This is a genomic window from Chitinophaga parva (assembly GCF_003071345.1).
Lineage (GTDB): Bacteria > Bacteroidota > Bacteroidia > Chitinophagales > Chitinophagaceae > Chitinophaga > Chitinophaga parva.
This window is the reverse complement of record NZ_QCYK01000002.1, coordinates 1,029,792-1,042,176: the sequence shown is the minus strand read 5'-3', so window position 1 is coordinate 1,042,176 and position 12,385 is coordinate 1,029,792. Positions and strand designations below refer to the sequence as shown.

At 47.1% G+C, this 12,385-nt stretch carries 8 protein-coding genes; all 8 read right to left on the bottom strand.

What is annotated here, in order from left to right; genetic code table 11:
* Positions 1 to 17: 17 nt before the first annotated feature.
* Positions 18 to 2,342, bottom strand: a complete 2,325-nt coding sequence (locus DCC81_RS14585; RefSeq protein WP_108687347.1) for an ABC transporter permease subunit — start codon at positions 2,340 to 2,342, stop codon at positions 18 to 20.
* Positions 2,342 to 3,277, bottom strand: a complete 936-nt coding sequence (locus DCC81_RS14580; RefSeq protein ID WP_108687346.1) for an ABC transporter ATP-binding protein — start codon at positions 3,275 to 3,277, stop codon at positions 2,342 to 2,344. Before DCC81_RS14580 ends, DCC81_RS14585 begins: the two co-directional genes overlap by 1 nt.
* A gap of 29 nt (positions 3,278 to 3,306) precedes the next feature.
* Complete coding sequence (locus DCC81_RS14575; RefSeq protein ID WP_108687345.1) at positions 3,307 to 4,074, bottom strand: hypothetical protein; 768 nt, start codon at positions 4,072 to 4,074, stop codon at positions 3,307 to 3,309.
* A gap of 27 nt (positions 4,075 to 4,101) precedes the next feature.
* Positions 4,102 to 5,562, bottom strand: coding sequence for a RagB/SusD family nutrient uptake outer membrane protein (locus tag DCC81_RS14570; protein ID WP_108687344.1), 1,461 nt, complete (start codon positions 5,560 to 5,562; stop codon positions 4,102 to 4,104).
* 10 nt (positions 5,563 to 5,572) lie between these two features.
* Positions 5,573 to 8,875 carry a SusC/RagA family TonB-linked outer membrane protein gene (locus DCC81_RS14565; protein WP_165806588.1) on the bottom strand — a complete coding sequence of 1,101 codons (3,303 nt, stop codon included), beginning with the start codon at positions 8,873 to 8,875 and terminating at the stop codon, positions 5,573 to 5,575.
* Between the two features lie 229 nt (positions 8,876 to 9,104).
* Entirely contained in the window at positions 9,105 to 10,319 is a 1,215-nt protein-coding gene (locus DCC81_RS14560; protein WP_108687342.1) for a FecR family protein, read from the bottom strand.
* Positions 10,320 to 10,383: 64 nt separating this feature from the next.
* Positions 10,384 to 10,935: an RNA polymerase sigma-70 factor gene (locus DCC81_RS14555; RefSeq protein ID WP_165806587.1), complete on the bottom strand. Its 552-nt coding sequence runs from the start codon at positions 10,933 to 10,935 to the stop codon at positions 10,384 to 10,386.
* 401 nt (positions 10,936 to 11,336) lie between these two features.
* A complete protein-coding gene (locus tag DCC81_RS14550) occupies positions 11,337 to 11,711 on the bottom strand; it encodes a DoxX family protein (protein WP_108687340.1) in 375 nt (124 codons plus the stop codon).
* Positions 11,712 to 12,385 lie beyond the last annotated feature (674 nt).

Genomic DNA, 12,385 nt, shown 5'->3' with positions numbered 1-12,385 from the left:
ACCAATTAAAGTACCCGCTATTTACGTTTTCTCCTTACCAGGATCACGATACCTGCCACCAGGATGAGGGCCGGTATAATGTATTGAAGGAGCAACTTCAATGTATTGGCCGGGGTCTTTTTGATCGTAACCCATATATCTGTAGGTACCGGGAAATTATGGTAAACAGGGTACTTGTTATCCACCGTGTAGCTGTAGAACGCATTGCCATAATCCTTTCCGTTGCCCCTACCAGCAGACATCATATCCGCATCGCTGGAAATAATGATCCGCTGTGCTTTGTTGCCGATCTTACGGGTAAGCTGCAGACCGACCGGATAAGGCGCCTCCTTCCTGTAGTCGCCCTCTGTGGCATTGAATACTGGCGCTGCGGAATCAACTACCAGGAGGCCTCTTTCTACCCAGGTCGTTGGATTGTTGGGTATAGTAGTGATCTGCTCTACCTTAAATCCTGTGGTATCGGAATAGCTTAGTACACTGGCGCCGGCGATATTGGTATAACAGGCCCTGCCGATACCATTTCTGAAGTAGAAGAACGGTTGTTCATCAGCCATATCCGTACCTATCTTAGAGATCAACCCGGCAAACTTGTGCGGCAGATCCTGCGGATTGACCTGCACAATGGTACCTTCATCCGCATTTACTCCCACATGATTGAGGATAGGGTTCATGATAAACTGCTTGCCTGGTTCAGAATAGAACATAGCATCTCCTCCATTGTCAATATAGTGTTTAATGCTATCGATAATAGACTTATCCAATACCGTTTTAGGATCGGCGACCACCAGTGCGCCATCGGGCTTTATCACACCAGGACGCAGGGCGGAGATGGTGTCGAAATTCAGTCCCATATTGATCAGCGCATTCCTATTCCCTTTAGCCATTGCATGAATGCCATATTCCCGTTCGCCGCTCTTAAGGGGTGAACGTTCATAGTGCCCTGTAAGGAATTTAATTGTGGGCGTTGTATCATTTATTAAACGCAACAGGCTACCGGAAACATTTCTTTCACTTGGAAAAACTTCCGGGTCTTCGTAGGTTCTCAGGAACGTCTTTCTCCCTTTATACTCCACCTCCATCAATAAACCCTTTTTCTCCGATTCCAGGTCGATCATGCTCCTGATCTCCGCAGGTTTTTTATAGATAGCGAGATCGGTCTTATACATTTCCGCATACTTCTCTGCTATTTCGTCCAACGATTTGCCCGGGTACGCCTGGAATATGGAGCTATCGCCATGGTTTATATCGTAATAATACACATAGTTAAACTCCATGTTTGTATAAAAGCGGCGATACTTGGCCCAAAACTTCCACAGGTAGTTATTACGCTCAGTGGGCAATCCATTACCCAGGTTATACCCTAACAGGTTAGTGTACAGCGTTACCTTCAGCGGCGATCCATCCAACTGCTTTATTACGCCCTGGGTGTTTTCATGCAGCGTATTTATCTTACCTCTTGTTACATCACAATAGCCAATGAACCCGTGAATGGAGCTAACCACCAGCAGCACCACCGTTACTGTGAATGCCAAAAAGTACCTGCCTGCTGACACGCGCCACGGCTTCGACTCCGTAACGGATTTCATTTTGATGGTGGTGAATATGATAAAAAGGGAAGTAATACTGAGGAAGTAAACGAGGTCTCTTGTTGTAATAAGCCCTCCCAGCAGGCTTTCTACTCTTCCCGAGCTGGAGAGGTACCAGGTAACATCCCGCACATAATCCGTTCCCTGGAACCACATGGCTAAACTAGTGAACAGGGTAAGCACCACAAATGTTCCGATGCCGGCAACGATGGGGTACGAGGTTAAACTGGAGATAAACATCCCTACCGCCACATACATGGCCGCCAGTAAAAAGAAGCCCAATATCATGGCGAGGGTAAGCGGGAACTCCACGTTCCTGATAGAACAGAGTAATACCACGATCACACTCAAGAAGATGGCGATCATCAGGCATACAAAACTATACACACCCAGGAACTTACCCAGGATGATCTGCCGTGTTTTTACCGGCGAGGAATGCAGCAACTTAATGGTGCCGCCTGCATATTCCCGGTTAATGACCCCCATGGTCAATAACGGAATGTACAGAAAGAAAATTGTCAGCACCGTGTCGAGCCCTTTGCCGATCACCAATTTGGTTAGCGGGCTATTGAGAAACCCCGGAAAAAGACTCCCCTGTAACTCCAGCATCATATCTTGCTGCAGCGCCGTATCCGCCAAGTTGCCCATGATGATGCCCGCATTAGACATCAGGAATAAAATCAATACAAACCATGCGATCGGGGAAAAGAAAAAATACCGTAATTCCGCCCGCGCTATATTAAAAACTACTTTCATTAACGTAAGATTGAAGAAGCATTTGATGATAATTGTTTGAATACATCGTCCATACCGGAAGACTCTGTTTGAATAGCAGTGAGTCTCCAGTTCTTCTCTGCACTCTTCCTCACAATTCTTTCCGCCAGGTCATCGTTGGGCTGGAACCAGATCCTGCATTTGTTATCCGGCAGCAACTCCACTTTCTGCACATCTTCTATGGCCATCAATTCTTCAGGCGCAGGCATGTGGAGCATCCTGGCCACCATGGTATTAGGTTGCAGGATATTATTGAAGGCATCGAGCGAATCGGAGAACACCACCTGCCCTCCTTCGATCATGATGATCTCTTTGGCAAGCAGGTTTATTTCGGATAACACATGTGACGACAACAATACGGCACGGTCCTGCGCAATTTCTTTTATCAGTTTTCTTGCTTCAATGATCTGGTTAGGATCGAGGCCGTTGGTAGGCTCGTCAAGGATCACCACTTTGGGTTTGTTAATGATAGACTGCGCAATACCTACGCGCTGCCGATATCCACCCGACAGGTTTTTTATAAGGCGCGACCGCATCTGCGTAATGGATGTTTTTTCCAATACTTCATCTACGGCACTTTTTATCAGGCGTCTATCCATCAACCTTAACTGCGCAGCATATTCCAGGTACTCCTGCACGGTAAAGTCCATATACAGGGGTGCCTGCTGTGGTAAAAAACCGATCTGTTTTTTATATTCAATAGGATCGTCTTTGATATTCAACCCATTGATGGAAACATTGCCTTCCGTTTGCAACAGGGTGCCGCAAATGATATTCATCGTGGTAGACTTACCCGCTCCGTTTGAGCCCAGCAATCCGACAACACCGGTATCATTGATCTCAAAATTTACTTCGCGTATGGCCCAGGTACTGGCATACTTATGCGATAGGTTTTCCACCTTTAACACAGGTTGCATATAATGTTACTTATGATTAGAAACTTGGATTAATAATGACCGATACTGGTTGCCCTGGCCGAAAAAACGCTTTGCGAAGTCCAGGTGCCCGTTACCAGCATGGTACGCGCCTTAAACAACCAGTTAGGATTGATCGTAGTAGTGCCCGGATAAATATTTGCGTCGGAAAGGGTGGCCAACGTGACACCTGTAGCATGATCCCGTACTTCGAAACGAAAGTTCTGTACCGATGTGCTGATAGGCACTCTTATAAAACCGGTCAGTTCTTCATAGGCAAGATCGGTAGCCATAGATCCGGGCACCGGCTCCAGTTCTAACACATCGATCGACCGGTTATCGAAGAGATTAATGATCCGGAGGTTGGCCACACTATCATCCACGTTGCGGGTAGGAAGGTTTTCTTTTATGGTCTTCTGTTTTACCGCCGTTGGGCTACCGTACACAAAATGCGTGAAGATGCCGCCAGGTTCCAGTTTGAGGTTGGTTTTCAGGAAGGGTTTATCCGGCTGCAGCGTATCGTTGTTCCTGAACAGCGTAAGCGGCAGGTCCATTTTATCGGTGGCATAATCAAAAGAGTTGCCAGTGCCTACATAAGAAAGCCTGCTGTAGTATTTGGGCCGTGTGGTCCCAAAATAGGTGGTAAGGAAGGAGGTATTATCGTTAATGCCATTCACGATCGTCAAAGACGCCGGAAATTGCGCTGCCGGTACATCCTTCTTACAGGAAGTAACGAGCAACAGGATGCCTCCCGCTAACACACCTGCTTTGAAATATTTTTTGAAGCTGAATTGAAACATCTTTCTTGATTTAATGTTGATCACATTTTAATTGTAGCCAATATTCTGGGAGAGATTGTTATCCCAGCGGATCTCGTCCGGAGGAACCGGGTAGAGCAACTGGTATGGATTCCACGGCTGTTTGTAAGAGATCACAGAAAGCACGTCTGTGGCCTTGCTCGTCCTTTTCAGGTCCAGCCAGCGGTGCCCCCATTCAGCAAACAACTCTACGCGCCTTTCCTGCGCGATGGCATCCGTTACCTGCTGATCGGTTAACGTATAAGGCAGACCGTTTAATCCCGCGCGCGTCCTGATCGTGTTCAGATCATCTATCACGGCATTTTTATTGGCCGCGCTCCGCAACATGTTCGCTTCTGCCCTTACCAGGTACATTTCCGCGAGCCGCATCACTACATAATATTCGGACAGGTTGCCTCCTGTTACACGGTTGTTTTGATTGATCTTGTACTTGTTCGGTGTAAAACCGGCAGGTACATATTGATCGCCGGCGATGACCCTGATCCATGCAGTTTTCCTGTTATCGCCCGCCTCGAAAGCATTCATCAGCATCGGTGCGAGGTAACGGGATGTCATGCTATACCCTTCGGGCGTGGCATTGCCGCGTACCCCATTAGTGTTGGTCTGCTTCAACTGGAAAATAACTTCCCGGCTGGCCATGCTGAACACATTGTCCAGGGTTTCCAGTTGGAACAGGTCTGTGCGGCCAATCACGTCGTTAGCATTCTGATAAGCTTTGTCGTAGTCTTTGGTAAACAGGTATACCCTTGCCAGCATCGCCTTCACATACCATTTATTGATCCGGATGCGCTCTGTGTTGTTACCATCGTAATTTTCGGAAAGATACCCCGACGCTTCTTCCAGGTCGTTGATGATTTGCCGGTACACAGTAGCAGGATTGGCGGAAGGAAGCGTTTGTGTATCGTTATAATCGATGGATAAGGCGAGGGGCACCTTTTCGAACAAATTCACCAGGTAGAAATAGCTCATTGCTCTCACGGCCAGCGCTTCGCCCAGCACCCGTTTCCGGTAGGCCTGCGTAAGCGCTTCGGATGTGGCGCCTTTCACTCCTGCTATCAGGGCATTGGCATTGAAAATGCCCTTATAGGCCGTCTTCCATATTTTCGGGGAATAACCCGTGGTCTGTAATGTGAGCCTGGCGGAGGTTTCCGCATAGTACTGGTATCCTCCGCTGAGCGAGGGTGCATATAATTCGTCCGCGGAGTGCCCGGCGGCCAGCGTAATGCCACCGGCACTGTATAGATCGCTGCCCAGGTCCCCGTTTGAATAAACTTCGGCCGTTCCACCGTTGATCAGGTAAGAATACAAGCCATTAAGGGCAGTGCCGGCTTGTTCATCGTTCTGGAAAACCTCGCTGGTAGTGATCGAATTTATCGGGTCCTTTATATCCAGCATCTTATTGCAACCTGTTACCAACAGGCCAAACAATAACACCCCGGCTGCAATTATATTGATAGCAAATTTTTTCATACGATTGATTTTAGAAGCTTAATCTCAGGTTAGCGGCAATTCTCCTGATCTGCGGCGTAGTGCCCAATTCAACATCCGACATTCTGTATTGCGAGAGTTTGAAGATCTTTGATGAATTCACGGACACCGTACCCTGCTTCATTCCCACCTTCTTTATCCACGCTACAGGCAGCATATAGGCCAGGCTAAGGTTGTCAAGACTGATATAGGCGCCTTTGGCATAGTAGCCATCCGATCCCGAAAGTCCGCCGTTGTAAATGCTGGAATACCTTTGGTACAACGCTTTGTCGCCCGGTTGCTTCCAGTGCCTGTTTGCGATCTCGTCGTACAATACCCCGTTAGCCTGACCGCCATACCCCTGGTCAAGCAACTGGTCGGCAACCATGGAATTTTCGAAGCTGAATTGCGCATCCAGTGACAATACCCGCTTAAAGTCTACCCGGAAGCCTGCGCCACCGAAATATTTGGGATTGAGGTCTATTACCTTATAATGATCGTCCAACTGTGTATCCGGGTAGTTTGTACTCATCCCGGCCGGCATGCTCCCATCCCCGTTATGGTCCTCGTACACCGCTGTTCCCTTCATTGGGTTGATGCCGATGTAGTGTGAGTAGGACTTGGCAGTTACGGACTGCCCGATCTTGTAGGTATCCTTATAGGGAGAATCTTCCAGCCCCGGGAAAGCCACCAGCGTATTCGTGTTCCTGCTTACCTGGAAACGTGCGGTAATACCCCAGGTATTGGTGTTTACGATCGTTGCATCCAACATCAACTCCAATCCCCTATTGCGGATCACTGCGGGCCAGTTGCCCGTTACAGCAGCAAAGCCTGTGAATGCCGGCGTGGTAATGCTGGTGAGTTGTTTCCCGTCGCGGTTGATGTAGAAGTTACCTTCGATGTTCAACCTGCTGTTAAGAAATCCCAAGCGGGCACCCACCTCGAACTTGCTGGCGCTGGACCAGCTATATTGCTGGTTAACGGGTTGTACGAGTGTGTAAATCGTTTGGCCATCGTAGTCCGGCAGTTTGTCGATGGCATCCGTTGGAACATTGGACCAGCGCGAGAGATATTGGTAATCGCCCACATTGGCATTGCCCATCACGCCATAAGTAGACCTGAGCTTTACGAACGACAACCAATTCATGTTAGCCTTCTTAAACCATTCTTCGTTTGATAAAATCCATGAGGCGCCTACAGATCCGAAGTTCCCGAAACGGGACCCGCTACCGAAGCGCGACGAACCATCTCTCCTGCCATTCAGGTTAACCATGTACTTACTTTCCCAGTCGAAAGAAACCGTTGCCATCAAAGAGGCAATTTTCAACGGAACAAAATTATTCATGGATTGCAACATCTGGGCATTGGAGTAGCTTTTGAGGAGGTTATCGTTAGAGAACATGAATGCCATCACCGATGTCAGGTCCTGGTCTGCATAACTATAGTCTCCGGCCACAGAAGCAGATACCCTTGCGCCACCGAACAATTTAACGTAATTGATACTTGGCCTTACCAGCAGGCTTTTCCCGGAACCATTACTAAAAATGGAGTAGTTAAAGGGATTGTACAAGGGATCTTGCCCGGCTTTAGGGACATAGTTGCCGCCTTTATTGGAGAAAAATTCCCCGCTAACGCGAACGCCCGCTGTGAAGTCTTTGAATATTTCGTACGTAAAACCAAGATTGGTCTGACTTTTCAGCGTTTGATTTTCTCCCCAGCTCTTAACATTCTTGAATGGATAAATGCTCCCAAGCTGGTTCCTGTATGGAACAAAATTATATCCTCCGCTCGAATCATACATCGATGGTGCATTGGGCGCCAGCGAGAAATAGTTTATCGTAGCGGCGGTTTCATTGTTGGAATAAGTATTGTTGGCAGAAAGTTCCACCGTGAACTTGCCGTTCGGGCTGCGGTGATTGAAAGACAGGCCCGCCGTTAAACGATCGTTGCCCCTGCCCTGGTTGTACATTTCCGTGGTGGAGGTATATCCCACACTCACGCGGAATGTATTGAGCAGCAGCCCACCTTCCACACTCAATTGCACATCGCTCGACTGCTCATTTTTGAAGAAGGCGCGTTGCCAGTCGGTATAGGCTTTCTGGTCCCAGATGGTGAGGTCCGGGGCGCTCAACTGGGTAGGCAGCACTGCATCATTCATAAATGCTTCCCTTCTTACTGCCAGGTATTGCTCTGTGTTCATCATATTCATGTAATGCTGCACACCCGAAAATACTTTGGAGTAGTTTACATTAAACCTGGTAGGGCCTGGCTTTCCCTTTTTGGTAGTGATCATGATCACCCCGTTTGCACCCCTGGAACCATACAACGCGGTGGCATCCGCATCTTTGAGCACGTCTACGCTTTCAATATCCAGCGGGTTGATCATATACAGCGGATTTTCGGACAACGAATAACCGCCCTGAACAGGTTGATTTGCACCGTATGGATTCACGGATAAAGTGGCAATGGGTAATCCGTCCACCACATACAGCGGATCTGTATAACTGTTCTCGTTCAGCACATTACGTCCGCGTAACTCTACTTTCCTGGCCCCGGCTGTGTTGGCCGACTGGCTGATATGGAGGCCGGGAACACGGCCTGCGATGGCATCCAGCACATTTACGACCGGTTGCCTTTCGATATCACTGGCTTTCACCGTGGAGATATTGGCCGTGCCAGTTCTTTTATTGGTAGTGCCCAACACCGTGATCTGTACTTCATCCAGCTTGTTCGTGGAGAGCACCATCTCATTGTTGTATGTCCTGCTGGCAATGATCTCCTCCGTAATTTTAAACAGATGATCCACATACCCGATATAGCTGATCCGCATTTGATCGCCCAGCCTTACCGGCACCTGGGCCGCCCCGTTTCCGGCGGTGAGATAGTTCCGCTTGTCGGTAAGATTGCTAATAGTGGCACTGCCCATCGGTGTATACCCGGGGGAATAGACATAGATATTTATCAACTCCTGTTTTGCCGGCATCGTATCGACGACAGGTTGCTTGCCTTCAACCAGTTTGAACACTTTCTGGGATACCAGGATGTTCTTGTCGATGATGGTGTAGGTCAGCGGCTGGTTCTCGAAGACCTTGTTGAGAAATACAGCCAGGTCGGTTTCCCGGGCATTGACAGTAACCGGTTTGGCCACCGATAAAACTGCAGCCTTGTACAGGAAAACATAGTCGGTTTGCGATTCTACCGAAGCAAACACTTTTTCCAGTGCAACGTTTTTACCATTAAAGCTGATGTTCTGTGAAAGTCCCCTGGCAGATACCTGCAACAGGGCAGCGGTAAGGAGAAAGAATGTTAGTTTCATGACTAACAGCGATTTGGTTGAGCTACGTTTCCTTGCATAGGGATCACGCATGCAATAAAAAATAATTTGCATAGATTTGCATAAATCCGCTCCCCCTACATAAGGGGCGGAATGTTTAAGTAAACAAATAAGCAGTCTTTAAACCTGGTTGATTATTACCCTACTTGAACATCTACCGGGAGTGTCGCAAGCACTTCCGGTTTTGTTTAAGCAAGGTTTGTTACTATTCCTATCTTACATACAAAGTATTCCCCTTTAATTCGAAATTCACATCCATCGTTTCCAACACTTTCAATACATCAGACAGATTGGTGTTGCGGTGCATTTTTCCTTTGAAGATCACATCCTCCGGTTTTCCAACGTATTGCACCTCTATATTGTACCATCTCTCCAGTTGGCGCATTACACTATATAAATCCTGGCCGTCGAAATTGAACAGGCCGTTTTTCCACGCGATAATTTTATCAGGATCGGGCGTTTCCGTTACAGTAAGCGTAACCCCTTCCGGTGCACCCGGCTTGCTTAAAACCGCTGTTTGGCCGGGCACCAGCACCTGTGGCTTAACGGCAGGCATACTACCTTGCAGCGGTGATATTTTCACAGCGCCGGTCAATAGTGTGGTGCGGATGGTCTTTTCGTTGTCGTAGGTGTTGAGATTAAATGACGTACCCAGTACTTCCAGTTTCATCTGGTCGGTTTCCACTATAAAAGGCTGCCAGCTTTTGTTGGCCACTTCAAAATAGATCTCCCCGCTGATCTTCACCCTTCGCTCCTGCCCTTTGAAAGCGACCGGGTATTGTATAGAAGATGCTGCATTGAGCCATACTTCCGTTCCGTCAGGCAGTGTAAGGTGGTACTGGCGGCCTTTAGGTGTGGTCATGGTATTGAGCGCCGCACCGTCTGTAGCGGCAGTAGCATCGTATGTAAGTTGGTTATTGTTCAGCGAAATCTGTGTTCCGTGCTGCGTAGCGATCCTGCCTTCGTTCAAGCTATCCAATACCAGTTGAGAACCGTCGGCCAGTGTGAGGATGGCGCCGTTTTTACCCGGTGGAATGTCGTGCTGGGCGTATGTGTGGCCAAACAGGTCAGCATGTTGTCCACGATGGATGAGCAGGAAATAAGTGGATACGCCAAACGCCAGTACCAGCGCAGCGGCAGCCGCCCATTTCCAGGCGTGAATACGCCGTACCCGGTGTACGTTTGATGTAGCAGGCTTGTTGGCAAGAAAACGTTCCAGCGCGACCGTTTCATCAAAACGGGCCATGGCGCGTACGTTTTGCTGTTGTACGTCAGGGTCGTTCAACTCCATCCATAACTGCCGGTTCTCGTCGCTGGCGGCAATCCAGGCATCCAGCGCATCCTGCTCCCCGGCCATAAGCATGCCCTGTTGCGAACGGGAAATAAGCGCTGCAATGATAAATGGATCGTTCGAAGAAGACGCCATGACAATCGTGTTTATCTTATTACAACACGGTATGCCGATCGTACTAAAGGAATCGAAAAAAAAATTATGGGTGGTGGGAAAATAATAAGAATAAGGAGAATGCAAGCGGGGGCAGGCGCATTCTGAGCAGTTTCATGCCCCTGGTTTTCTGATTTTTAACCGTTTGGAGGGAAATGGAAAGAATTTCGGCGATCTGCTCGTTTTTCAACCCCTCCACGTAACTCATGCGAACGATCTTGCCGCATTGCTCGGGCAGGTTGCTGATCTCGCGGTAAATTAACCTGAAAACCTCCATCCGGATGATGTCCAGGTCCTCCGCGGTGGCCGTCTTTTCCTGTTCCTGGAGAAATTTAGCCTGGCGTTCCTTACTATGCTGCGCCCCTTTCAGGAAATTAAGGGCCGCATTACGGGTAGCCTTGTACAGGAAATCCTTTATATGCCGGAGATCCTCGAAGGCGTATGGCTTCTGCCATAATCTTTCGAAAACGTCTTGCACAATATCTTCTGCATGCCCTGGCTCGCCGATGACCGTTTCGGCGTAGCGGCATAGTGCGCTATAATACTCTTTAAATATATAAGAATAATGTAACGTATCGCCCGAAGTCAATCCATGCAAAAGTTGGCACTCGTTATGAGAAGATTTCTGTGACAATTTTGCACCCCGATTTTAGTTGAAGTGTAAAAATAATCAAAAAATCAAGCTATAAAAATGCAATTAATGGCGGAACCTTGGGTTTTGCAGGGAAGCAGGGTTGGATGATCTATGCTATTTTGGCGTTTCCGGCCATCCACCAGATCCCGGGAAAAACAAAATAAAGAAGCCCGCGCAATGCGCAGGCTTCTTTATTTTCCTGTAATCCTTATGGCACAAAACTCGAACTTTTGTATATCGGTCTGTTTAAGTTAGCCGAAATTGCGTTAGTTTAAGAGTACTGCAAGCTGCTCTTAAACTAACGGCAGTGAGTAGCAGTTGACGACATTTTCGTTATGTATCGCTATGTTCAATTCGGCTATTCTCTATTGTCGACCTAGCGCTGCGAACCTGAAATAGGCAACAAGTGCTGATAGCATAAAAACTACCATCAACACTGGGAGCATTTTGTATTCTTTCTTCCTGCCGTGAACAACCATACCTGCTAACATGACTAAGCAAAAGGCTGCCGCTGCCACAGGTGTCATAATTGGTGTAATGCCCGAAAGCCATGGTACTATAATGCCGACACATCCTAATAATTCCAGAACCCCTAAGATCCGAATTGGTATTATAGAGCTGCCCGGTTTCAAATGTCCGTCTGCGATGTGCTTTTCTTTACTTCCCGCAATTTTTCCATAACCAGGCAAAATAAAAAATGCAGAGAGAAGCCCTTGTATTATCCACAAAATTGTATTCATCTTTTCATTATGAAGTTAAAAATAAGCTATGGAAAGTGCTGATTGATGAACACAGCAAGATGTCCGGAAGGATTCCAGGTGGCTCATCGAAAGATCCTACTAAATAAATCCTTCTTCATTCTTAACTTCTGATTAACCTTTTCTGGGCTGGTCTAACCAAAGGTTGACATCTTCCATTTTATGGAGCAATTTGTGATAAACTAAGCAAATATAATAAGAGACTATGCGACCAAGCGTATCGCAAATACAACAAATTTAAACTATTTGCTGACGTCTTTTCGGCAAAAGACTATAGCGATTAAAGGTTGGTGCAATCCGATTCGGATTTTCATATTTTAGTAAAAGCTGGTTAAAGGTTTTCAACTTGATCTGTGAAGCTGTATAAAGTACGGAAAGAATTCGGGGCCAAAGGGGTTCAACTAAAAAGAAAACCCCGCGACTAGCGCGAGGTTTGAAAGCTTTCTGTGACCTCGGTGGTACAAATGTCGAACCTTTTCCTTTATGATCTAAAAAAGCTGACGACTATACCTCAAATTAAAAACGCATAATAATAATTGATAATCAATTATATAAAAATATGAAAAACAAAATATATTTTATCAATTTACATTTTTTTTGTTTAACACGATTAATGAAACTATATTGAGTAAATAGTTACTAAGATTATTGTTTAA

What these genes read in the sequence shown, in the direction of transcription:
- DCC81_RS14585 (WP_108687347.1), bottom strand. Translation starts at nt 2,342, where the DNA reads ATGAAAGTAGTTTTTAATATAGCGCGGGCGGAATTACGGTATTTTTTC.
- DCC81_RS14580 (WP_108687346.1), bottom strand. Translation starts at nt 3,277, where the DNA reads ATGCAACCTGTGTTAAAGGTGGAAAACCTATCGCATAAGTATGCCAGT.
- DCC81_RS14575 (WP_108687345.1), bottom strand. Translation starts at nt 4,074, where the DNA reads ATGTTTCAATTCAGCTTCAAAAAATATTTCAAAGCAGGTGTGTTAGCG.
- DCC81_RS14570 (WP_108687344.1), bottom strand. Translation starts at nt 5,562, where the DNA reads ATGAAAAAATTTGCTATCAATATAATTGCAGCCGGGGTGTTATTGTTT.
- DCC81_RS14565 (WP_165806588.1), bottom strand. Translation starts at nt 8,875, where the DNA reads ATGAAACTAACATTCTTTCTCCTTACCGCTGCCCTGTTGCAGGTATCT.
- DCC81_RS14560 (WP_108687342.1), bottom strand. Translation starts at nt 10,319, where the DNA reads ATGGCGTCTTCTTCGAACGATCCATTTATCATTGCAGCGCTTATTTCC.
- DCC81_RS14550 (WP_108687340.1), bottom strand. Translation starts at nt 11,711, where the DNA reads ATGAATACAATTTTGTGGATAATACAAGGGCTTCTCTCTGCATTTTTT.